Here is a 24,951-nt window from a genome sequence, read left to right as displayed (position 1 = left end):
TTAGGCCGTCTTTGAGTGTTCTTTAAGGCGCTTTCAAACGCGCTTAGCGCACTAATTTCCTAGCTAACCCTAATGCTAATCGTATACCTCTAAGTAGATAAACCAACAAATGCTCTGGCTAAGTCGCTCTAATACAAGCAACGTAAGTAAATGCCTGTTGTAATCAGACAGGTTAACATAACGCAGTTGTGGGTAATTTCTATTGCCTATAAATTCCAGTTACACGCTAACTTAATCCAGAGAAATGACCATAAAACCTATTAAAATCAGGACCATAGAAGTATTAAAAGGCTAATTGCGATAAGCAACTTAAGCCTTGCGGTTTAGCTTTGAGCGTTGCAATATTAGAAATCTGTCCTATATTTAAACCTAGTCACTCGTTAGAACAAAACTTGGATAATAAATGAAGGTTCTAATCACTCTGGTATTACTAGGCCTCCCCTTTTGTAGTAGCGCTATAGAAGTTAACACTAGTGGTTTTGGAAGCATTATAGTTACCGCCAATGATCATAAAAATTTTGGTTACCGAAACGATATTTCGGCAAACGACGGCGTCCAAAAAGGCGAATACTCGTTAAAACCTCACTCTAACTTAGGTTATCAAATTGATATGACCTTGGCACCGCAGTGGGATATTGTGACCCAATGGATTATACGCGACCAAGAAGAGCAAAATTTTGATGGGTTTACCCGCATGGCCTTGGTTAGATATATTGCTAACAACAACTGGACTCTGCGAGCGGGTCGAATTCCAGTTAACTTATTTGAACTGAGCGAAGTGCGCGATATTGGCATTGCCTATTCTTGGGCCAGCGTTCCTAACGAAGTTTATGGTCTGGTTCCTTCGCGAAGCCAAGATGGTATTGATATATCTTATTCAACACGTGCAAACCAATGGCGCTATTCTGCCATATTTTCATATGGGCAAATGGAGGCAGAGGTAACCTCTGAAAGTGAAGAGCCTATAGAGTTTAACCGAGTATTAGGGCTAAAACTTGGCGCGCAATCCAGTGATTTTAATTTTAGTTTGCGTCATTCTAATGCCCAAGTGAGTAAAATTAATCAAAGCACTCAAGGTGTTGTCGATATTTTTGACGCACTTGCCTTTATTTGGCCGCAGGCGGCAACCATTGCCGATCAGGTTGATCTTAGACAACACGAATTTAATTACTCTAGTATTTATGCGGCTTATTACTGGGATGCTTTCACCCTCAGTGGAGAGCTAGCAAGTATCGATTCAACAAGTTTAATCGTTGATAATTTACTTAACGGATACTTAAACCTAAGTTACCAGTACAACGACTATTCTTTCTATTGGCTAAGTGCATTTACCGACGCGAAACGCTATCGCTTTGAAGGCGACGTACCTATGTTAGCGCCAGCACAAGAGGCGGTGCTCATTTTGGAAGAAATAAATACTTTCTTTCGCCCTAATCAAGTATCTCATTCCATTGGACTGCGCTGGGATATTCGCCCAGATTTAGCTTTTAAGGCACAAATAAAGTCAACTCAAATTGATGACGCAGGGAACGGCTTATGGCAGCTCGACCAAGGATTTAGATCCTTCACCCCCAAAGCTCGTATTACTACGACAAGTTTTGGCATCAGCTTTAGCTTTTAGGAGGGGGAAACTTGATGAATATAACACATTATAATCAACCGGCTTTACCTCCAGCTAGGCGCGCGCTGCTATTAACTGCTGCGCTTTTAATTAGCGTGTTATTTACCCCGGTGACTTGGTCACAAAATATTAAGGTAAACAGCAATGCGATAGTGGTGGTAACTCATAAAAATAATTCACTAGATAAATTAGCCTATGAAGAAGTTGTCGATTTATTTATGGGTAAAACTCATTCTAGCCCTTCTGGTGAACTCATTAAGCCGCTAGAAATATCTGAGAACCAAGCTTTAAAGAGAGATTTTTACGCTAACTTAACCGGACTAAGCTTGGCCCGCGTAAATGCTTATTGGTCTCGCATTCAATTCACCGGCAGAATGCGCCCCCCATTAGCAGTTGATTCTGCACAACAGGCACTCGCTTATTTAGAAAAAAATAAAGACGCTGTGGTTTATATTTATCAACAAGATGTCACCGAGCAGCTAAAGGTAGTTTACAAAATTAATGAATAAAAATAGTTTACTGACACGACTAGCGGTAGTTGTTCTATTTGCAGCGCTCGCGGTTGGCTTTGTGTCTTCGCAAATATTTTACCGAGTGACCTACTATCAAGAGTTGGACAACTCGGAAAGAGCAATAGAGCAAATATATCAAACGATATCACCTACCGCCTCGATTGCTGCTTTTGTAGAAGATGAAGAGCTTGCAAAAGAAGTCGTCAATGGACTACTGTCTAACCGCATTATAAAAGCCGCTGCACTGCATTCAAAAACAGTTAACTTTGGCACAATCAACACCAGCTCACCCAACTTAAAATACTTCACCGTCAATCACCCATTTATAGACAACACTAGCATTGGTCAGGTTATTATTCAGCCAGACATTCAGTTTATTCAAAACAAAGCCAACAATGTTAGCTATGACAATGCTATCGCGATTAATGTTCAAGGGTTAATCGTTACCTTGGCGGTATTAATGGTTAGCTTTTTTCTTATTGTTAGACCATTAAGTCACTTAGCCAAATCACTGAATACTATCACGCCCGGCACTTCAACCCGGCTAAGCACCCCAAGTATGAACAACGAGAGTGAAATAGGTACCTTGGTTAAAGATATAAACCAACTACTCCATAAGACCGAAACACAATTCAAACAAGAAAGAGAGCTTAGGCAAGAAATAGAATCACTCGAAAAGCGGTTTAGAATGCTGTTTGAAAACTCTATTTCACCAATCGCGTTAATCGAGCCCAAAGGCACAATTTCTTTAGCCAATGAAGCCTTTAAAACCATGTTAATTAACAACGGGTTACCTTCTAAAAGAAATTTTGGCGAATTTATGTGCGAGCTTTTTATAGATAGTAGCGAAGTTATTAACGAGTCTAAGCTATCAATTTTTGACGAAGAGTTTCATGTAGGCGAGTATCAACTTACCAATAGCGGAACGGCTAAGGACACATGGGTAAAAGTGCTTATCAACTCGGTGCGCTCTGATGACGGCAAGATTTATTACCTATTAACTTTTAACGATATCACTAAACGCAAAAAAGAACTTGATGACTTAAATGTACAAGTAGATATTGATAACCTCACTCAACTTTTTAATCGCTCGGTTGCAGAAAGAACCGTTTTGCAGTTTATTCAGCTAAAGAAAAAATTTGCTTTTGTATTAGTCGACTTAAATGACTTTAAGCCCATTAATGATATTGACGGCCACGCCGCTGGCGACGCAGCATTAAAACATTTCGCTAACGCATTAGATGCCTCACTACGCCAGTCAGATGTAGCCGTTAGATGGGGCGGTGACGAATTTGTTTTAATCATTGAAGCAAGCGAATATTTTCAGATTGAACAAATCGCAGAAAAAATACAGCACGAAGTTCAGCAAGGAATCGTGTTTGAAGGAAAGACGATAAAATACACCTTTAGTGTTGGCGTTGCTTTTTACCCACAAGGCGGAAAAGACTTAACCACTTTGTATCAAAATGCAGATAAAGCGATGTATAAAGCCAAACTAAATAAACAGGACAAAAGCAAAAGAAATGTTCAGTTTTATGAAGGTGACGAGGTTTAAGCCGTGCAATTAAGTTACGCATTAAGTTCGTTACTCAGGCTTCAAACGCCACAGCAAAAAGTTGCCTTTATTAAAGAGTTTTTATTTTACTTAGTCCTAGTCTCGATTTTTGCAGTTATCAATAGCTATATTTTTCACGATAGCCGATTTTTCCTTGAGTACGGCGTTCTAGTTCTGCTTTTTATTGGCTTGTATTTTTTTGTTTCTAAGGACACAAGTAGCCTAGTCACCATTATTACTATGTGGACTATTACCATATTTTGTTCTTATATTGCATGGCATTTAAACGGCATTCACGCCACCATATTATTTGCTTATCCTTGTATTCTTATTTTCTCGGTGATGCTAAGTGGATGGGGCCCAAGCATTGCTATTCTCGCTTACCTAGTGGCCAGCCTACTACTTTTTGTAAATGTTGAAGTAAAAGGCCTGGTTTCTAGTTACGACAGTAGCCAAGAGTCGATTTGGGGCAAGTTTAATAATATTATCATTTTACTCGCTATGTATGTTGTCAGTATGTACCTAGTAACGCGTCTATTTGCGCAAATTATGACCAGTTTGAAAGCGCAAAGCCAAAAATACAGACAGTTAGAAGAAACGGCTAGGCGCGATTTAGAAATTGACTTTACTACCCAATTGCCAAGCTTAATTAAAGCAAAAAGCGAGTTTAAACAGCTCTTCAGCCAGCTCGACAACACCAGTAAATTAGCACTTATATGCTTAGATATTAACAACTTTAAAGTGATCAACTCGACGCTTGGCAGCGATATTGGAGACATTGTATTAAAAAGTATCGGGCAAGCACTCAGCCAACTCACTTTAGAAAACACCAGGCTATACCGTGGCTCTGGAAGCGAATTTGTATTACTTAAAATATCTAACGAGTACGCTCTGCTAGAAGAGTTCTCAAAGCAAATATTGCAGTCAATTCAGCAGCCTATATCGACTCAAGATTTTGATATCGATCCCGAAATTTCAGTGGGCGTCGCAGTCGCTCCATTTGACGGCAACGACTTTGAAAGCCTACATAAAAAATCAAGAAGCGCATTAATTCAATCACGAAAAACCAATTCTGAGTTCTGTTTTTACGAAACCGAAATGGAATTATCGATAAAGCGCAAACTTAGTTTAATAAAAGAAATAAAAATTGGTATTGATAAGCAGGAGTTTCAACTCTACTACCAGCCTATAATTGACTTAACAAGTAACTCGGTTGTCGCGGCCGAAGCCTTAATTCGCTGGCATAGAAGAGATGGCAGCATGGTATTCCCCGACGAATTTATTGCTATTGCAGAAGAGTCTGGTTTAATTAACTCGTTAGGGCAATGGATAGTTAAGCAGGCATGTATGGACGCCAGAAAATGGTCTGAACAGGGCCTTAAAAATATTGCGGTTGCCGTCAACTTATCACCGGTTCAGTTTAGAAAAGGTAACCTAAACAAAACCGTAACCACTGCGTTAAGCACCAGTGGACTTGCCCCCGAAATGCTTTACTTAGAAATTACTGAGTCATTATTTTTTGATGAAATAGAATTCGCGCAATCGCAAATCAATAGCTTGGTAAAGCTAGGCTGCGAGTTTGCAATTGATGATTTCGGCGCAGGATATTCTAACCTAAACTATCTCGATTTATTCCAAGCAAGCAAGCTAAAAATCGATCGGTCATTTATCACCGAGCTAGCCTCTAATCAGTCACAAAAGCATATCGTACAAGCAATTATTAATATGAGCCAATCTTTGGGGCTCGCCAATATCGCTGAAGGGGTAGAAGACAATAACTGTGCCCACTTACTAAAGTCGATGGGCTGTAAGTTAGCCCAAGGCTACTACTGGTCAAAGCCTGTTCCTGTGAAAGATTTCGTTAAGTTCACTTTAAACCAGAACAATCAATCTCGATAGCCTGTAGCCTGTAGCTTGTAGCCTGTAGCTTGTAATCTGAAAAGTTTTTTTCTTAGCCCCTAGTTGCTGCAACATTTTACAATCCGAATTTTACACAACACGGACTTTTTAAAGTTTCAAGGAGTCAGTTTGAGACCGCACACAACAATATCAGTGACTCCTTTTTGATAAACCACAGCTATCCACATCCTCGGCTACTTATTTTACTGAGCTTTTAACTGAGCTTTTAACTGAGCATTTAACTGAGCAACCGTTAGCTCTAAGCGTTTAATCTCTCTAATTGTTGCGTGCTGCTGCATTTCAAGCCAAAACCAAATTTTAATCCCCATTAATCCAGTCCAAAAAGCTAACGAAAGCACTCCCCAAAAGATCTGCTGCTGTATGACTTCACTATAAAAAAAGTGATAGCCACTCCAAAAGGTAAGTCCGGTTAACACTACCGACAATATCAACCCAAAAATATTCCAAAACATCATTTTCCCGCGAAATATTGCGAATAATTGCTGAAATAAACCTTGCTCTCGGTTGAGTATTTTTTCAACCTCCGCTTCGTCTAACTTTAATGCTTCTTCAATTTTACGATCTAAATTCATTTTAAACTCCTATAAACTAAAAAATCTTAACGCCCCATTATTGCAGTTGTTGCTGGAGCGTTTTTCTGGCGCGATTTAAGCGTGACTTAACAGTTCCCAACGGAATAGTTAGTACCTGCGTAATTTCAACTAAGGTAAGCTCGGTTGAATAAAATAAGTACACGACTTCTCTTTCTTTCACAGGCAAGGTTTCAATTAGCTTGCTTAGCTTTTCTTTTAAAACCGGCGTCTCATCTATCTCCTCGGACGAGTCTAGGTTATCCAATGTTTCAAACTGATAAGACTTTGCTTTCAGCAAATCTAAGACACGCCATCGAAGAGAGCGAAATATCCAGCTTTTAAAAGCTCTAGGATCATTTAACTTGCGTAAGTTTTTGCTACTGCTAATCCAAACATCTTGCACTGCATCTTTGGCTAAGGCGTGATTGCCCGAAAGCTTGCTCGCAAAGTGAACCAACTGAGGGTGAAAATAGATCACCAAACACTCGAACGCTTTTTGATTACCGCTTTGTGCTTCTAATACCAATAAGTCTTGCTGTGCTTGCTGCATTCGCTCTCCTCTGTTGTCAATGCCTATAATAAAGACGATTGAAACTGAGATAAGGTTCATTTTGGTTGGATTGATTGAGTTAAAGCCTAGCTGGATTAAACTAATTTGGCTTTAAAACACTTAAAATGACTTTATAAAAATCTCTTTTAATAGTCTATAGTTAAATAGGATCAACAAATTAAAGGTATAGCAATGCAGAACCGAAGCGTCACTTTTCGATTTTTAGCCGAGCCAGCTGACATTAACTTTGGCGGCAAAGTCCATGGCGGCGCGGTGATGAAATGGATCGACCAAAGTGCATATGCTTGTGCTGCGGCCTGGAGTGGGCAATACTGCGTAACCGTTAATGTTGGCGGTATTCAATTTTATCGCCCCATTAGGGTAGGTAACTTGGTTCAGCTGAACGCCAATATTATTTATACCGGATCAAGTAGTATCGCGGTTGCTGTAGACGTGAGTGCAGGAAACGTAAAAACTCAAAAACTAGAGGCAACCACTCAATGTGTTATCACCTTTGTCGCGGTTGATGAGTTTGGCAATAAAACCCCTGTTCCGCAGTGGACTCCTAGCGATGAGAAAGACATTAAGCTGCAACAATATGCCATAAAGCTGAAGCAAAATAGTGTTGCGCTTAGTCACGAATTCGAGGGCATTTTAATAGAGTAACAAAACTTTATCGATGGCCGCTGAAAAAGTACCGAACCACTCCCTCTATCACGCTTAGTGATCTAGCCTATTGCAAAAACTTCTCATCGTCTTTTATCGTACACTTGCCAACTGCTTGCGGCCGATTATTCCTATTAATCACCCAGCACTCCTGATAAATAGAGCAATAACAAAGTTCTATAGTGACATTTTTATCTGCTGCTAAAAAGGCCTTAATATCTTCACCACGATAAGATAGTGGCGTAATATTTTGCTGTGCCGGAAGGGTTCTATTGCCTAGGTGAGATTGACGAATATTTTTAAACGCATCTATATCACTCCATCGGCTAATGGGCTTGAGTTCACTTTTTATTTTAGCGTACTTAATTAACGCAGGTCCTGTTCCATTATTAGTTACACCATAACTAAATGAGTCGCCACTGTAGCTTCTAAATATTTCAAGGCGAGGCCAAACCGAAGCGCGCGCATATTCGCGATCAATAAAAGCAGAATAAATAGAAGTAAAGGCGGTCACTAAGCCAATTAATAACGCTGATAGTGCGACTATCATCTCTGGATTCTTATACCAGCGGGTATCATTCATAGGTAGATTCTCACTTTGTGTTGCAAGTTAAAACGCGCATTTTTATATTCGCTAGGCTAAATAATTTTCTACGGCTTAATCACTAAAACATTTATTTATAGTTTCTTTAATTCGTCTTACTCTAATTCGACTTGCTTTAACTAGCCTTCCTTTAATCATTCGCTGTGGTTTAATTTAAATACCCAGTAGTGTTCAAGCTTAGCTTGAGCTTAGTTTAGTGCCTTGTATAGCAGATGTGCAGCCAAACCTTAATATTAAGCCATCCAATTAGATTTCAAAAGGGTATCGACGTTTTTAATGTTCAATCTGTTTAGATTAATATAATATCAATAAAAACCAAGTTCGTCTTGATTAAAGCAATTTAATAATTATAGTAGAATTAAATCATGCTTAGGCAACACCAATTAATGATAGGTACTCTTCATGCTAGGGAATAAATTAGCTTACGCCACACTGCTTTTGTTTAGCTTTTATTCGACATTGAGTTGTAGCAACAGCAACACGATTTGGCTTAGTCATACTAAAAATAGCGCTGATTTTTTTGGAGACGGCACTCAGTCAATCAATCCAGAAGGATATGCACTTGGTTATAGCAAATCATTTAATTCTGACTGGCAGGTTTCGCTAAGCTATGCAGAACTAGATGACAAAACACAATGGCTAACACTAGGCGAAGATTTACCTACGGTGGTAGATCATGCGGATAGTGAAACTAAAAATACCCAATTGAGTTTGGGCTGGATGCCAGAAGACTATATGGTTAGCTTTGCTTATAGCCAAATAGAAGCGACCGAAAGAGCTTTAACGCGTTTGCCGGCAATAGCTGAAATTACTCAAACCAAAGACAACATTGTTAATATCAACTATGATGGTTTTCATCTAGATAATCAGTGGACTTTTAATTGGACTTTAGGTGTGCAATATGCAGATAGCAAAAGTGATAATTTACAAATATTTTTTGTGAATCCTATTACCTCAGTAGGCACTCGATTCAACCAAACGATATGGAGCGCGATTACCAGTTTTAGTAGCAGTTACGAATATGCTTATTATGATATTTTGATTGCGCCGGGCATTTCCATTAGCTGGAATACAGAGCTAAGCAGTAGTGGTGAACCCTTAGTTTTGATTACTCGCGGTGACCAGCGCCACCTATTTAATCAATTTAGTGATCGCCAAATAGGCACGCTAAGAACACCTGACTCTGGACTTTGGGATTTTTCCATTAATATTGCATGGAGTGAACACATAAGCACTAGGTTAAGCTATGGTCAATCAATTTCAGCACCGATTAAGTCTTCGGGTACTTCAGTTGAACTTAGCGTCTATTTCTAGCTCGTTGCTTTTTAGCACGTTGCTGCATTCGCTTTAACATTTTTTGTTTTTGGGTTGGCGATAAATTACGATATTTTTCTCTTAACTTTTTTCTTTGTGCCGGAGAAAGCTTTTTAAACTTAGTAAAAGCATTACGCAATTGACGCTGCGAATCAGGTGGCAACTGCTTAAACTTTTGAAACTGCTGCTGCAGTTTTTCTCTTTGTTGTGGCTTGAGTGAACGCCATTTTTTAAAGCGCTGAGTCGCTGCAGTCTTTTGCTCTGGAGTTAAACTGCTCCAACGCTGTGCGCCTTTGATTAAATTATCTCTCTTTGCTTGAGGTAGACTTTCCCACTTATTTTGAAATGGCTTTAACACTTCTTGTACCTGTGGCTGTAAATCTTTCCATTGAGTATCGCTGGCCTCAACAATCCCTGGAAAAATCATACACAATATTACTAAAGACCAAATTCTCATCATTTATCCTCCGTGCTACTTAACTTTGTAGCTGGCTTTCTACTCTCATCTATTGGCAGGTTAACTGTTTTTGGTTGAGAGCTATTTTCAATTTCTCGAGTTTGTTTATTTTTTACTTGTTGCGGCATTTTTGCTGGTTGAGGTTGGGCTTTGTTTAACTCAAGGTCACTCGACATGTCTGCATTTAGCGCTTTATCATCTTGAATTTCCAACATATCTAATGGATCAGATAATTCACCATCAATACTATGCATATTGGCCAAAAACTCTAAAAACGCTTCATCAGGAACTTGGTTTTCCTGTGCCTTTAACAAACCGCTACTTAGCACGCCGGCTCCAAGCACAAAACTAATATAGGTACTACAATACTTCACTACAATACCTCACTACAATACCTCACTAGTCGAATCCTCTGCCAACCAATAAACAAACTCTAATTCATCTAACAGCTCAAGATCTTCTTCAGGAATTTCCGCGTAAACTTCAATTGCTGTGGGCGTATTCGAGTCATTTAATTGCCAAAATAACATCACCATCACGACTAAGCTCATTGCACCAACCATTTGATAAAACAAAGGCTTTTTTAGCCGCCGTTGGGTTGCGCTTACACGACTGCTATTTAGAGCACGCCTAACTTCAGGTGATAGATTTTCTACACTATCGTCAAGTGCTTGGTTTACACAATCTTCTACTGAGCGCTTATTCGACATCGCTCTCTCCTTCTACAGACTATTTAATTAACTTTCATCTAACGCACATTGGAGCGCTTGCTTGGCTCTTGAATAATGCGTTTTTACGCTTCCTTCACTACACCCCATTGCCTGAGCGGTATCGGTAACACTAAGCCCTTCCCAGCTACGCAATAAAAAGCACTGTTGTTGCCGAATAGGAAGCTGCTTTACCGCAAACAGCACCTTGTTTAAGTTTTGCTGCCCAGAAACTTCTCGTTCTATATCAATATGATTAGATGCCGAATCTATGAAACTTTCACCTAGATCAGTTTTTTGATCGCTATTTTTCCAAAAAAACAGTTTAGCGTGCAATGTCTTGCGTCTAAAGTAATCAGTTATTCGACTTTGAAGTATTCGATAAAATAGTGGCCGCCACTCAGCTGCTGGTTTATCGGCATATTTTTCAACTAATTTAATCATACTATCTTGGACAATATCTAAAGCATCGGACTGATTTTGAGTTGCAATTTCTGCCATTCTATAAGCCTTTTTCTCAACTTGAGCTAAAAACTGCTCTATCGAAATTTCCAGAATTTGGCCCTCCTGTTTCAACAATCTTCCCTAACAAAGAGTCAAGAGTGATTGCTATTTTTGTATTTATAATGGGGCGGCTACTCGATGTCTTTAGGTAACCTTATTAGCCAATTATTTAGCGCGAATGCCTGAAGCTAGAATAACCTAATGCAACACGCTGTTGCAATGCTGCATTAGGCTACACCCATGGTTTGCTCCCTAAAGTGGCAGCTTAATTCGCTGTCAGCTTTACATGTAATTTTAGCGTACTGAGTTGATGAGTCTGTCGAGAAAAACCACCAACAGCATGCATCAAGTCGATACGATAACTTGCATTTAACTTAGCCTGTAATTCAGTTACAAAGTCAGCAAAGTTAGAAAATACCATAATACTATCACCAGTTCGGATAGAGTATATGCCGCGCTCTGCTAAGGGTTGTATACTCACAGCTGCACTCAAAGTGGTTAAATCGGTTCTAATGCCACCTTGAATTAACTTATACACGCCGCCATCCACATCAACAGGAATATTAATGGTTAGGCTTTGCGGGCTAATTTCTGAAAATGCAGGCTCTTGTGTCGCATCAGGCCAGTTCACAAAAACTTGGCTGCGAGAGTTAGCATAATTAATCACGTTGTAAGCTTTAAAGTCAGCAGGCGCCGATCCAAAGTCACTTACAAAGCCGCTAACTCTGATTGGGTCGCCAGCAGCAACGCCACTCATCACTAGGTTATCAATTGAGACTTCATAATTTTGTGGGTCCGCATCGAAACTTGCATTTATTCCGGTACCACTAAAATCATAGGTTTCTGGTAATCGACCTTGTAAAGCTTGTAAATCAATATTTAGCCAAGCACTATCGCGTTCCAATGCATGTCCAGAAGCAAAAGTCATGCGCATTTTAACTGCGCCTTGGCTCGCGTCGAGGACAATACCATCTTCAGTCGTTTGCATTTCTCCCAGTACCGTAATCGCTTGACCAACAGAAAGGCTTTGGCTGTTCACTGCGTCATCTAGTTGTCTTGACTTAAAAACATGCGTCGCGTCAGAAATAACCACATCAATTTCGTCACCAAAAGTCACTTCGCTATCTTGGCGAATTAAAGTAGCTCCTTTAACCCTTAAACGGTTGCCATCGCGCGCAACTATCACCCCTTTAGCGGCATCTTTATCAGCACCCGGTACGCTAGTTCCGGCCATCACATTTAGTGCGGTAAAACGATTTTCTAAGCGATTAAACACACCGAAAGTCATGGTTGGCGTGCCTACAGCTAGGTTTTGCATAGCCTCTAGTCCCGCTTCGCCAACAAATATTTGGTTATTTATTTCAAAGTTAGTAGTGTCATTGATTGAAACATTAACGCCACCTCTGCGTCCATCTCGACGATGAAAAGGCCGCAGCGCAATCCTAAACGTATTGTCTGCTTGTGCCACACTGATTAAAGGCCCTCTAATTCGAAACTCCTTACTTTCAACCGGATCTATTTCTGCGGTTAAATAAGGCTCTGTGGTAATAGAAACCGGCGTGGTTTCTAAATCAATGTGGTGCGATGCAGCTAAATTGAAATCTAGTTCTAACAACGCTGGACGATTCCTGCCCACAATCAACAAATTACTAGAGTCCAACTGCAAAGTTAAAGCCTGAGTTGTTAATGGGTCACCCTGCTCATCAAGCATAAGCGCTTCCACCGGCTCAGCGTTTTTTTCTACCGCAATATCAGCGTTGCTATAATCTACGGTCATTACCACCTGAGTATAAACTCCAGTTGGAATGGTTGCTGCAGCGGCAAGTTCGCTTAACTCCACATAGTCAACAAAGTTAACCATTTCTGGATTAGGCATAATTGATACTTGAGTGCCGTCTAATCGAGTTAATTCAATCCCACTAATAGCGACGTTATAAGTTAAAAAATCGCCATCGGCATCAGTCACGCCAACAAATAAAGTGCCGCAACCGGGTGGTGGAGTGGGTGAGTCTGAAGTGATGCAGCTTACAGACTGCGCGTCATCTAAGATAGGATCAAGCTCTTCAACACTAGATCCGCCGCAAGCACTTAAGCCAGCGACAATTAATGCCATTAAGAGCGTTTGAACAAAGGTTTTTATATTATTCATGCTTATTCTCCTGTGTGAATTACTACTTAAAACGACTCACAAGAGAATAGGTTGACAGGCAACCAGTAAAAAAGAAGATTCCGGTTAGTTTCTTAGATTATTTCTAATAATACTTGCGCTATTAGTTAAACTACCAATAGTCCCTAACACTCCCATAACCGAAGCAACAATCATATAGAGCGAGTTACCAGAGGTTAATGCAATTCCTATAATCACAAAAAGAATTAGTAAAGTAATGGGTAAACGGTAATCTTTCCATTTCCCAGCATCACCGGCTTCAATCAAGCGCTGAATGGTTTCGCTGTTTTCGGCATGCTTAACAAACTGAGCAAAACTCCGATTAATTATATGAACTCTACCTAATTTAACAATAATCAGTCCACGTAAAGCAAGCTGCTCTAACATCGAAAGGTTTGCCGGATTAATTCGTTTATTAGAAACTAAATAGTACAGAGCTAATTTTTCTTTATCTGAGCAGGACTCCCATTTAAATCGGTAAAGCGCTTCTACTCGAGCAAACAAATAGGTGAGCGAATTCCATTCTGCGTGAGACTTATCGCTATCGCTTAAATTCAGCCAACGCCTAAAATTATATCGAATACCCGGTTTACTCTCATCTAAAGCCAATTCAGATGACAAAAACTTTAACCAATTACAACTATTTATTTCTTGCCTTAAAAATTCTAAATCAAGATTATGGGTCAGTTCGCTGGGTACCACAACATCAAAGTCTTTAAAGCACTCCGCCCACTCATGGTACTCAACATTCACTAAAGCAGAATGAGCGGCTTCGTCATCATGGGTTTGAGCATCTTTTAAAAACTGACGCTTAACTAATGAAAAGTCATCATGAAGTATTAACCCGGCGATCTCCCCTTCTAGCAATAATGATTTAAAATGATTTAACAAACGTAATAATAAAGCTTTGCGGTCTTTTCTTTCTAGGCTAGTTTCAAAGCCCCACAAAGCCACTAAAAACTTACCCTGCTTGTTTTTATTCACACTAAAAACAAGGTTAGGTAGTTTAATTTCTGACTGCGCCATTTCTTTGGCAAAGCAGCTAATATCAAAAAGCTCTTGAAAGTGACTAGCAACACTACTCGGTTGTAAATGCCATTTCTCTAATGTTAACGAGAAATTAACCCCATTGTCGGGCCGGTGAGTCGTATCGATTAACAGCCCATCTGTGGGCTTAAAGGGTTTGTTTAACTGACTACGAAGAACATTTTGATTTAAATGGCGTAAGAATTTTGGCGGCCCGTACAAACGGATCGCCAAAATTTGTCGATTAAAACGTATCCAAAGAAAAACTAATAAAATATAACCAAATACTAAGCTAAGTGAATACCAAAGATTTAATTGATATTTCACGTCTCTATCACTCGAACTCGAACCTAAGCTATTACGTAAACGGCTTGGCCCTTTATTGGGTGTGAATAAAAATCGCCCTATCCAATCTTGCATTTCTGATGTATAAATTAACTTTGAATAATGTTCAACATCTTTAGGTTGTAGAAACGGAGAGTCTGCATTGGCTGGCAAAAGCTTCTCTCGCCACTCTGTTGCAATAGGCATATAATTTAGCGGCTCTTTGCCTAACTGCCGAACCGAGTTAGGATAGCGAGTTAATGCAACTTTGCTTAACTCATTTTTTTCTTGAACTAATCTAGCAGGATAAACTTTCTTTTCATAGTACCATTCAAGCCCGTTATGTGCCGTATAGGCAATTGAAGACAAGTAGCTAAAAACAAACACACCTATCAACAAATAAACAACAACCAGTATTCCAGCACCGACTTGATAGTTTATAGGCGATTTTTTTACCTGCAATGAGCTTTTATAATACTTTACATATTCTCTATACCCCCAAAATAGACAAATAACACACGCTAGGCTCGAAAACCAAAATTCAGGACTACTGCTAACAGTGTTATTCAAATAAAAACTGACACCAAGCCAATAACCGATAAACAAGCTGGAAATATACACAGAGGTAAATACCATTAGTTTTCGGCGATCGATCACTAAGGGAATTTTTAACGCCGTTTTAACCAGTCCAGTATTAAAGAATGGCCGTGTTGATACAAAAAATAGCGCGGTAATTAAAATCGCACTTGATATTAATATCAGATTCACTAGAAACAAGTTGGTCATAAAAGTATTAATACTTTCGTCGGGCATAAATACAACTAATGCCCACTGCTTAACCGGTAAGTCGCTATAGCTAAAAGTGCCAGCAACCCCGTGATAAAATCCATCAACCCACCTATTACCAGTAAGTCCAATTCCAGATCGGATACGATGCGCAATATCACTTGTCCCATCGCCAGATTGATAGATATTCTCAACTAAACTTCGATCATCATCTAAATGAAATAAAACGTCTCCAGAATCTCTATCAATGACCATATAGGTTAAATCGAGTAGCGTGTCATTTTTCACAAAGGGTGTTGCGGTAAGCGAAGTTAATGCAATATCAGCTAATAGCAAATAACGCCCATATTGACTAACTTCGCTAGACAAAGGCATCGACAAAGTTGTTCCGCGTGTACCATTATTAATGTTTCGTAAGCGTTGTATATAAAGGTTTTTTACTTCGAGGCTTTTCTCTTCTAATTCGGCGGGATTATCTTTCGGCTTTATTTCAGGCAGTGTGACATCCCAACCCTTTTTATCTCTTACTATCTTAAAATAATCTCTATGAGATAAATCATAACTAGTAGGCAACTTATTACTTTCATAATGATAAAAACTTGGATACTTGCTAATGCCGTCAGTGGTTTCTAACATAAAAATAGATAAAAGTTTATTCTTGGCATTGTTAGTTAATTCATTAGGAAAAGATTCAAGTTCAAGATCATTATTTTCAGCCCCTCCACCGTTAAATACGTTAATCGCATTAGCACAAACCGACCAATTATCCTCTTTTATTTCATTAGGCTTCAATTCTCTATCAAAAAGCATGCCCCCCCAAATAGTGCCCTCTTTCGTTTCTTGCTTAATTCTGGCTAAAATTTTGCTTTCTTGTTGATCGATTAAGCTGGTAGAAATGATTTCACTTAAGTCGTCTAACTCAACTGGAATACAAAGATCTTTAGTCTGATCAAGCTTAAGGTTTTCGATAGAATCATCAGTATCAATTGGCGACTTTTTTTGTTGGAGCAAACTTTCAATGTGATTCGCTGTTTTCTGAAAAGGAGCACGATATTTGTCTAATTCGAACAAGATCGACCTAAGTTCACTAGCAAACTCATTTTCAATTTGTTCCATTAGCGCAAACGCTTTGACTTCTTTATCTTTTTGTTCTGCGTAGGACTCAAAAAACGCCAGCATAAGTGCTATTACCATGACGAACAATATATAGCTGCTTACCATTATCGATTTATAAAACAACTCACCTACCGGCTGGTTATTAGAAAGCATAAATAGTCTTGCCATCATCCAGCCAAACACTAACAAGACAAGAATAATTGCTAAAAGACTGAGGTTCCAGCGCTGATTTTCATATTGCTTTAGTACCGATTTTGGCAAAATCCCAACCACGTGAATATAATCTCCTAGCGATTCACTATTGTGGTAGAGAGCGTGCTTTAGCTTAAAAGGGTAAATAAATAAGCGGTACTCTGTCGATGTTAACTCTACGTCAATAAGTTCGCTCTGCCCTGGCAGTGACTGAGTTCCACTATTATTACTAACTTTGGCGTTGCCACTCAGGCTTTGCCAGTTTTGATTCTGACGTTCAGCGATAAGTTGGCTAACTTGGTTAAAGTTAGTAAAAGATAAGCCTGACTTATTGGGTGTTCCGGCGACAACCTGATTATTCTTACCAATAATTAAATAGCCGCTAAAAGCGGTTTTAGTCTGAGGCAAAATATCATCAACATTAATCTCACCCAAGATTTGTAGTTTAGCTAGGCTAGCCTTTTCTTCCTGTTGCGGTGTTGCTTTAACACTATTTTTTTCAGACAAACCACACCGACTCATCACGCTTAGCTTGGAACCGCTTAAACTAATTTGATATTGCGTATTTTGTTTTTCACACTTTACGCTAGACTTTTTCTTAAGATAACTAGAAAAAATACTCCGAATTGCCGTCTCGCTTTCACCGTATTGATGTAACGTAATAATTTGGGTTAAGTTTTCATTAAACTTTTGAGAGACTTCGGCAAGAATACTGAAGTAGTTGCCATTAGAGAAATTCTCTTGACTGAGCCGAGTACTATAGTAAAGAAAAGAGGCTAATGCGATGAATACGATTAACAACAACAACCAAAATCTCATGAATCTGGGTCGGCTAGCCGCATCGTTATTTGGTTTCGATTTTAAAATGGTCAATTCCTTTGACTAAACATTTTAGAATCTCATTTATTGATCAATCTCATATCAAAGTAAAGCAAACTCCAATCTATCCACTGAAAACATTATTAAAAATCATTTGGTTGTAACTATAAACCTTAGCGATAACCTGTAGTGAGATATTTTTAGCTTTAGCTTTCAGTTACTTTTCAATTTGTTTTTTTAACTGCTTTTAGCATGATATTTCTTGGCGTTAGTTTAACTTCACAAAATTCGAACAGTTCGCATTGATAACCTTGATCTTGTAAAAAAATTGCTTTATCAAGCAGTAGCCAAACTTCAAGTGCTCGCTGAAATTGAGCTTGAACCCATTCCATTTGAATAACTTGAGGTAGACGCTCAGTCGCCATTGCAATCACTTTGGTCTCGTCAATTTTTTCTGTAGCGCTTAATAAATCGTTCGACTGCTTAACTCTCGCCGCCCAGATAATAAATGATTTAAAATGACCTTTTAATATATTTTTAGGAATAGTTGGTAGCGGCATATAAGTGTTTGACTGAAGCACCTCACGCTGCCAACTATCAAAAGCAAGCCGCCATAACTTTTCTTTTTCCTGTTCGCTGCGCTCGCGCTTCCCTGCGGTTACTAGCTGCCTTAGGGTTAAGCTTAAATCTAGCTTGCTCAACTTAAGTTCACTGTGTTGAGCTTGACTTGAAAGCGGTTGATAAAAAGGTTCAGCTATTAAATTGTAACAACACGGAGACAAACAAAGTCCAGCAAGTTGCTTACGCGCTACCAGCTCAACCAAATGACTGTGCAAGTCACCACAAGCGTGTAAAGCAACAACAAAATGCGTTTGATTTAAGTCAGTATCAACTAAGCCGCTGAGCACATCTCGCTCAATGACCTTTGTGGAGCAAAACTCCTCAGCTATTTTTAACCGCTTATTGAGCACTTGGCAGCTTGCACATAAATCTTTTCGCCACTCAATACTGGTTAATGATTCAGCTCCCTGAGCAGCAACCAGGCGCCCAAGATGACCTTTGCCAGAACACCAATCGACAATTTGTTGCCTAAGCGGAACTAAGCCAGCAAAGTGAGCAATTTGTTGCCACTTTCTATCAGAAATTTTAAATTGCCAGTGCGCTGTAGGCGGCTCTATAGGATTAAGCCGTTGCGGTAATTTGGCCAAATGTTTAATGACTTTTAACTCTGGAATAATTGTAAAAACACGCTCTAACAACTCATTTTCTGACACTTGATTAAGTGGAGCGTATCCGACTTTAGCTGATTCTAGCAGACGATGTAATTGGGGTGATTGAATAGCCCAGCGGCTCTTAGACTCATGAAAAGGAGCGAATTGCCACCAGCTTCTAGTACTGGTTAAAAGCTCATCTAACTGCTCGAAATTTTTTATAAAATGCATAACCCAACGCAAATGATGCTGTATGACAATACACGAGATTCTAACCAGTTTAATAACATAGGTCGAGCAACCTTGCGTTTAGCTGTGATCTAATAAGAATACTTATCGAGAATTTGCCTTAAATTCGGCCACTAAAGTCCTTAATCATTTCTAGTAGATCACTACTTAAGGCGCTATTTGAAGACAATAAATCGCTAATCGCGTGTTCGCTTTGCGCTAGCAGCAACGCATTCAATCCATAGATTGAAGCGGCGTCTTCCTTAGCAATTTGTTGAAACGCCATGGTCCAATTAAAAAACATACGATTGTCGACTTCTCGGTTAAAGACTAATTCAACCGCCTGGTGGCGATTATCAGCCTGAATGTTTTCCCACAGCTGCTTGGTCGCTTGCGGGGCTCCTTCAAAAAGTTGAAAAAATGATTGACCACAATAAATTAACAAACCCGAAATATGGTGTTGCTCATTACTTGCTCTAAAATCTTTTAACATTTGAGTTAGCTCAACCGATGAATAGTCTTTAATCGCTAAACTAATGTAGGCATATTGAGTTATTGGCTCAGGCTTCATAATTTGGGTTCCCAAAAACTTAAAGAGCAAAATACGACATGCTTAGATTGTAATCTTGCGCCGCCTAGTTATAAAATTTATTATTATAAGACTGGTATTTTAGCTTCGATAGACGCTATTGAGTATAAGATGCCAGCATTTCAACAATATCATTGCTGATAGACTGGTTAGCTTTAAAACTATTCATTAACTCGTTTTTTTTATGTGCCATTAATAGTCCATTAAAACCATACACAGATTCAATATCTGCCAAATTAAGGACTTTAAATGCCATAGTCCAATTACTAAACATTCGGTCAGTAATTGATCGGTTTAAAATTTCGGTGACTAGATTATGGCGTTTATCTTGCTTAATATTTATCCAAAGCTGTTCAACCGCTTCACTCGGACCTTCAAATACCTGACAAAATGTTCCATTAAAATAGACCAAAATACCGGAAACGGCATTACGCTCATTATTTTTTCTAAATTCAGAAAGCATGTCGATAAGCTCGCCTTCTGAATAGTCGTTAGAAGCGACACTAATATAAGCTTTTTGTAGAAAATTGATGTTCAATACTAACTCTCCTTTGTTTTGCTAGCCGCTGCGACAAAAGTAAGTATAATGCCACAAAATACATCTTTGTCGTCGAAACTCGGATTTATACTAATTTTAACTGGTGGATCATTTTTATCCACAGAAGACACGGTTTTAGTGATAGCTCTAAACTCATTTTTAACTTGGTCGAACCACTGATAGAGCTCCGCACAATCAAAGCGAGTAGTCATATCAGTAAATGGGCGGCCAATATCAAGCGGCAGCAAGTTAATATATTTTTTCGCATTTTTGGTAAAACGCCTAATCAATAAACTATCATCTAAATAAACGACTCCCATTTCACTTATATTTAAAATACTATTTAAATCTCTTTGAGATGACTCTAACTCTTCAACTTTTTCTTTTAACTCCAAGTTAACGGTAAATAACTCTTCGTTAACCGAGTGAAGCTCTTCATTACTAGATTGCAGCTCTTCATTTGAAGTCACTAACTCTTCATTATTTGCCTGCAGCTCCTCAGTCATTACATCAATATCTTTTTGCTTTTCTCCAATTAACACGCGAGCATCAACTAGCTCGGCATCCAACTGCTCTATCCTATAACTCAGTTTACTATTTTGGGATTTTTGAGAATCCGTTGATAATCCCCTTAACGGCATTAAAATAGGCTTAGAGAAACTGATAAAATAGTGTATTTCATCGCTATTAATTCCAAAAGACTTATAATGGGCATCAATACTAAAAACCAAGTCTCCATCACCCAGTTGAATGTCAGTAATAAGTAGGTGCGACGTTTCTTCCGACAAGCGGCTTAAAATTGATTTAACAATTGTCGATATGCCAGCTTCTAAAAAGGCAGAATAATGTAGCGAGTGCTTTCCTGGTTTGGGCTTTTCAGTAAAAGTCTCTGTATTTCCGAAGCTATAAATAACTTCTTCTAGTTCATTTATAACCAAGGTTGGCGGGACAAATTTTGAAAATAAAAAATCCTGAAAGCTTTTCATATAGCCTAGAACTTGCTTTTTTTTAACCGGAGGCGTTTGGATTTCTGAATTGTTTTTCCTAAGAAACTCAGCATTTGTCGTTGGAATTTTAATCGCCTCTAATGGCAGTCGCTTATCTCCGACCTTACGATAAAGATGAATTCTACTATCAACATTATTAAATACATCATTAAGTACATTAACATTTTCAGATGCCCCTAAAAATAGCAGCCCATTTTCTCTTAAAGCGAAATGAAATCTAGCTAAAACTCGCTTTTGCGCACTCATTTGAAAGTAAATTAATAAATTACGGCATACCACTAAATCAATATTTGAAAAAGGTGGATCAGTTAAAATATTGTGAGTTGCAAAAACCACGCAATTTCTCAGCTTATCAGTAACTTTATACTCGCCATCCCCTACGATAAAATATTTATTTACTAATGCTTTAGGTAATTTTTCTAGCGAGCTTGGCCGGTAGTGACCAAGACTCGCTTTATGTATTGCCTTTGCGTCTAAGTCTGAAGCAAAAACTTTAAAGGGCACTTCAATATTTAGCTCATCTAAAGCTTCGCAAAGTGCAATTGCGAGCGAATAGACTTCTTCTCCGGTAGAACAACCGACAGACCAAAACCTTAATCCTTTACCATTCACGCTATTTAATAGCAACGGCTTTAAGTGCTCTTCAACTAGCGTATCCCAATAACTTTCTTCTCTAAAGAATTCAGTTACACCGATAAGCAAATCCTTAACCAGTAGGCTTTGCTCACCAGGCTCTCGCTTTAGGTAATCATAATATTCCGATAGATTTTCGATTGAATTAACGCCCATTCGATGAGTGATTCTGCGCTCTAGGGTAGAAGGTTTGTAGTCACCTAGATCGATATTTTGCTCTGCCGAAATTAGCTCAAATAGACTGGTTAATATGTCATTTGACTCTTCAAAACTTTTATTTGGATTAATATTTAACTGATTAGCAATGTAGTTTTTTAAGTACTCACCTATTTTTTCAACTTCAATAATTATATCTACTGCATTGGTATTAATGGCATTAAGCGGCATAGAGTCGAATTCTGCGGTGCTAGGATCTTGAACGATAGTCAACCCACTACTAGCACCAATAAACTCTACTCCCTGCGCTCCATCACTCCCAGTTCCTGACAAAACAATACCAATTGAGTTGTTCTGTTTTTCTTCTGTTAGCGACTTAAATAAAACGTCAATAGGATGATGGACACCACTGCCCTCAATGTCAGACAAAATCACTTTGTCGTCAGCCACAGTTAGGTTTTTTCGCTCAGGTATACAGTAAATATGGTCGGCTTGAATAGGTTCCAAATCAGCAGGCAATACAACAGGCATCGATGTCAGGGGGGCAAGCAAATCTCCCATGTAAGTTTTAAAGTCTGGAGACAGGTGCTGTACGATAATATAGGCAATCCCCAAATTATTGGGTAAGTTTTTCACTAAGCTCTTGAGTGGTTCTAATCCACCCGCAGATGCACCAATCCCGACAATATGGGTTGCTTTTTTAGAAGCCATATTGTTTACCACCGCTTTAGCTATTCCATGGCTTCGGGCGTTTTCTTCCTTGATGGTTAATTTGTCATTATTTTTATTGTTTGTCATGACCTCTAATCCACTGCTCCAACTGATTTAAGGGTAATGGTTTACTAATATAATATCCCTGGATTAAATCGCAACCGATATTTGTTAGCATTTCATATTGCGCTTGCGTTTCTACCCCTTCAGCTATCAGTTTGAGGTTTAAGGACTGCCCCGTTGCGATTATTCCTTTAATTAGGGTCAACTGATTGGGGTTTTGCATCGCAGTATCGATAAAGGTTTTATCTAGTTTCAAGTAATCAAATGGAAAACGCGTTAAATAGCTATATGAAGAGTAACCCGTACCAAAATCATCTAATGCAAACTTAAAACCTTTTTGTTTTAATTGCTTAAAGCATCGCTCTATATCCTTATCAAAGTGCACTAATAAATACTCTGTAACTTCAATAGTCACTCGACTTGGCTCAATATCTAAAGATAACATTTTAGAAACTAAGACTTCGATATGCTTGAGATTAGAAAATTCAAGACCACTCAAGTTAATCGCTATTCTAATATCTTCGCTATTATCAATGGCGCCTAAATTGGAATCTTGCAAGTCTCTCCCTATTGATTCGACCAAGCAATAAGATACTTGCTCAATAAATCCCAGATTTTCGGCTAGTGGAATAAACAGATCCGGTGGGATATGGCCCTTATCTATATCTTGCCAACGTATAAGCGCTTCTACAGATGCTAATTGTTGAGTTTTTGCATGGACTATAGGTTGGTATACGACTTTAAAGTTATTCTGACGTATCGCGGAAGGCAGCTTTTGGGCAATATTGTATTTAGCCGTAATTTCGGCGCTAATTTCCACAGAGAACCTTTGGATATTACTTTGTCCTGGCTGGCGAGCCGTTTCCAAAGCAATATCTGCTTGCCTAAACATTTCTTGAATACCGATCATTTCGATTAAAGTTTCATCGCCGTCGAACGCGGATATTCCCGCATAGGCGGAAACCATTATTTCATTTTCATCTATCACATAAGCTTGCGTCAGTTTGTCGATAATTTTTGCAGCAATGTCATTCACTGTAGCGTGGCTTATACTGCCTGGAAAAAGTACTACAAATTCATCACCCCCGATTCTTGCCACCATATCACAAGAGCGTACGCAATTTAGAATTCTACTACTAGCGCGACGCAATAAACGGTCGCCAACAGCATGTCCATATAAATCATTGACGACTTTAAAGCGGCCGAGTTCTATAAATATCGCCTGCAATTTTTGATTAATTCGCTTTGCGATATCTAAATATCGTTGTAGCTGATGTTGCAAGGTTTCTCTGTTAAACAAGCCTGTTACCGGGTCGGTATTAGCTAGTCTTTCTAGCTCACTCTGACGGTGAGCGCCTTCGCTAATATCAATTAAAGTACCTACCACTTGCTCAAGCTGTCCATGCGAGTTAGTAAAACTTTTAAAGTCGATGCGTAGTGTTCGACTGTCTTTTCCCATTAATGGTAATCTAAAATCGCAAGAGTTAGCATTTTGTTTTAGTACATCGGTGACTAGCGATTGCAGCCTGTCATTTTCGCCATCAAAGAGTGAGGCCCAGCCGTTACCTAAAAGCTCTCTTTCACTTTTTTCAGTCAATCGACAAAACTCAGGATTTACATAGGTACATCGCCAGTGACTATCTACACAAAACACCCCAAAGGGTACCGAATGTAAAACTGAATCGGAGTAATTAGAGTCGCTCGCTATCACCGCGCTATTCGCTGCAACATTCATCCAAAGCAGTAATGTCAGCTTGCCTGGGTTTGCTTTTTGTAAACTTTCATAAACCAAGCAGTGTACTTTCACGCCATGAGATAACCCCTCTCTTCTTAGCTCAAGCAAAAGAGGCTGATATCCAGTACTAGAATGCCTTCTAGTAAACGCTTGAATACTGCGCTTAAGTTTGGGTAGCAACTTAAACAAGTCAAGTTCATCTAGGCCTGCGGTTAAGCCTGCCCATTTTGCAATTGTTGAGTTGAATACACGGGTCTTACCGGAATCAAGAGAAAACTCGGCATAACCAAAAGGCAATTGATTAGGTGACGCTGATAGAGGCGACTGACTTTGCAAAACGCTAGCGACCTGTAGAGGGCTTGTTGCGTTTTTCTTTTTCATATTTGGGCACTCTAAAGCAAGCAGAACTTGACTGAGAAACAATGATTAAAGTCAACCCCCTTACTTAGACTTTGTATTGCTTACTCTAACCGCGAGAGAAACAACCAATCTTTTTAAAAAGACGCTATTTAGCTCGCTATTTAATACCATTCTAAAGATTAATCAAACGCTTTAAACAAAACATAATCCATTGTTTTTATTGATATATTAGGATTTCATCTTAAAAGCACCACACTAGACAGCGTTATGACAGCGCTATAGTCTAAGCAAACTTCTTCTATTGCCTA

General features: G+C 39.0%; 20 protein-coding genes. 6 read left to right on the top strand and 14 right to left on the bottom strand.

The window, feature by feature from the left end; translation table 11 throughout:
* Nucleotides 1-403 precede the first annotated feature (403 nt).
* From ACUR5C_RS04515 to ACUR5C_RS04500, 4 genes are read left to right on the top strand one after another with little or no spacing between them, the layout of a single operon-like run.
* Entirely contained in the window at nt 404-1,621 is a 1,218-nt protein-coding gene (locus ACUR5C_RS04515) for a hypothetical protein (RefSeq protein ID WP_454467171.1), read from the top strand.
* Between the two features lie 14 nt (nt 1,622-1,635).
* Complete coding sequence (locus ACUR5C_RS04510; protein ID WP_454467170.1) at nt 1,636-2,130, top strand: hypothetical protein; 495 nt, start codon at nt 1,636-1,638, stop codon at nt 2,128-2,130.
* Nucleotides 2,123-3,688, top strand: a complete 1,566-nt coding sequence (locus tag ACUR5C_RS04505; protein ID WP_454467169.1) for a sensor domain-containing diguanylate cyclase — start codon at nt 2,123-2,125, stop codon at nt 3,686-3,688. The genes ACUR5C_RS04510 and ACUR5C_RS04505 overlap by 8 nt, the downstream gene beginning before the upstream one ends.
* 3 nt (nt 3,689-3,691) lie before the next feature.
* Nucleotides 3,692-5,587, top strand: a complete 1,896-nt coding sequence (locus ACUR5C_RS04500; protein ID WP_454467168.1) for a putative bifunctional diguanylate cyclase/phosphodiesterase — start codon at nt 3,692-3,694, stop codon at nt 5,585-5,587.
* Nucleotides 5,588-5,790: 203 nt separating this feature from the next.
* Here the strand turns inward: ACUR5C_RS04500 and ACUR5C_RS04495 are convergent, their stop codons facing one another.
* A complete protein-coding gene (locus ACUR5C_RS04495) occupies nt 5,791-6,180 on the bottom strand; it encodes a DUF6768 family protein (RefSeq protein WP_454467167.1) in 390 nt (129 codons plus the stop codon).
* 37 nt (nt 6,181-6,217) lie between these two features.
* A complete protein-coding gene (locus ACUR5C_RS04490) occupies nt 6,218-6,730 on the bottom strand; it encodes an RNA polymerase sigma factor (protein ID WP_454467166.1) in 513 nt (170 codons plus the stop codon).
* Nucleotides 6,731-6,922: 192 nt separating this feature from the next.
* Between ACUR5C_RS04490 and ACUR5C_RS04485 the strand changes: the two genes are divergently transcribed.
* Nucleotides 6,923-7,396: an acyl-CoA thioesterase gene (locus ACUR5C_RS04485; protein WP_454467165.1), complete on the top strand. Its 474-nt coding sequence runs from the start codon at nt 6,923-6,925 to the stop codon at nt 7,394-7,396.
* Nucleotides 7,397-7,463: 67 nt separating this feature from the next.
* Here the strand turns inward: ACUR5C_RS04485 and ACUR5C_RS04480 are convergent, their stop codons facing one another.
* Complete coding sequence (locus ACUR5C_RS04480) at nt 7,464-7,979, bottom strand: hypothetical protein (protein WP_454467164.1); 516 nt, start codon at nt 7,977-7,979, stop codon at nt 7,464-7,466.
* A 423-nt stretch (nt 7,980-8,402) separates the two neighbouring features.
* On the opposite strand from ACUR5C_RS04480, the gene ACUR5C_RS04475 reads away from it, so the two are divergent.
* Complete coding sequence (locus tag ACUR5C_RS04475; protein ID WP_454467163.1) at nt 8,403-9,314, top strand: hypothetical protein; 912 nt, start codon at nt 8,403-8,405, stop codon at nt 9,312-9,314.
* Here the strand turns inward: ACUR5C_RS04475 and ACUR5C_RS04470 are convergent.
* The 11 genes from ACUR5C_RS04470 to ACUR5C_RS04420 form a co-directional block, all read right to left on the bottom strand.
* Nucleotides 9,298-9,774, bottom strand: a complete 477-nt coding sequence (locus ACUR5C_RS04470; protein ID WP_454467162.1) for a DUF3106 domain-containing protein — start codon at nt 9,772-9,774, stop codon at nt 9,298-9,300. The genes ACUR5C_RS04475 and ACUR5C_RS04470 overlap by 17 nt on opposite strands.
* Nucleotides 9,771-10,145: a hypothetical protein gene (locus ACUR5C_RS04465; protein WP_454467161.1), complete on the bottom strand. Its 375-nt coding sequence runs from the start codon at nt 10,143-10,145 to the stop codon at nt 9,771-9,773. The genes ACUR5C_RS04470 and ACUR5C_RS04465 overlap by 4 nt, the downstream gene beginning before the upstream one ends.
* A gap of 12 nt (nt 10,146-10,157) precedes the next feature.
* Complete coding sequence (locus ACUR5C_RS04460) at nt 10,158-10,481, bottom strand: hypothetical protein (RefSeq protein WP_454467160.1); 324 nt, start codon at nt 10,479-10,481, stop codon at nt 10,158-10,160.
* A gap of 27 nt (nt 10,482-10,508) precedes the next feature.
* Nucleotides 10,509-11,054, bottom strand: a complete 546-nt coding sequence (locus tag ACUR5C_RS04455; RefSeq protein ID WP_454467159.1) for an RNA polymerase sigma factor — start codon at nt 11,052-11,054, stop codon at nt 10,509-10,511.
* Nucleotides 11,055-11,247: 193 nt separating this feature from the next.
* Nucleotides 11,248-13,131 carry a DUF4382 domain-containing protein gene (locus ACUR5C_RS04450; protein WP_454467158.1) on the bottom strand — a complete coding sequence of 628 codons (1,884 nt, stop codon included), beginning with the start codon at nt 13,129-13,131 and terminating at the stop codon, nt 11,248-11,250.
* Nucleotides 13,132-13,215: 84 nt separating this feature from the next.
* A complete protein-coding gene (locus ACUR5C_RS04445; RefSeq protein ID WP_454467157.1) occupies nt 13,216-17,412 on the bottom strand; it encodes a hypothetical protein in 4,197 nt (1,398 codons plus the stop codon).
* 224 nt (nt 17,413-17,636) lie between these two features.
* Nucleotides 17,637-18,854, bottom strand: a complete 1,218-nt coding sequence (locus ACUR5C_RS04440) for a methyltransferase (RefSeq protein WP_454467156.1) — start codon at nt 18,852-18,854, stop codon at nt 17,637-17,639.
* Between the two features lie 118 nt (nt 18,855-18,972).
* Nucleotides 18,973-19,422, bottom strand: coding sequence for a BLUF domain-containing protein (locus ACUR5C_RS04435; RefSeq protein ID WP_454467155.1), 450 nt, complete (start codon nt 19,420-19,422; stop codon nt 18,973-18,975).
* A 115-nt stretch (nt 19,423-19,537) separates the two neighbouring features.
* On the bottom strand, nt 19,538-19,978 hold the full coding sequence (locus ACUR5C_RS04430; RefSeq protein WP_454467154.1) for a BLUF domain-containing protein: 441 nt from the start codon (nt 19,976-19,978) through the stop codon (nt 19,538-19,540).
* Nucleotides 19,979-19,980: 2 nt separating this feature from the next.
* The gene (locus ACUR5C_RS04425) at nt 19,981-22,572 is read right to left on the bottom strand and encodes a CheR family methyltransferase (RefSeq protein WP_454467153.1); all 2,592 of its coding nucleotides are present in this window, start codon (nt 22,570-22,572) and stop codon (nt 19,981-19,983) included.
* Nucleotides 22,559-24,664: a sensor domain-containing protein gene (locus tag ACUR5C_RS04420; protein ID WP_454467152.1), complete on the bottom strand. Its 2,106-nt coding sequence runs from the start codon at nt 24,662-24,664 to the stop codon at nt 22,559-22,561. The genes ACUR5C_RS04425 and ACUR5C_RS04420 overlap by 14 nt, the downstream gene beginning before the upstream one ends.
* Nucleotides 24,665-24,951 lie beyond the last annotated feature (287 nt).

Source organism: Aliikangiella aequoris (genome assembly GCF_053709105.1).
Note: the sequence above shows the minus strand (reverse complement) of the source record. Positions and strands in the feature narration are given on the sequence as shown.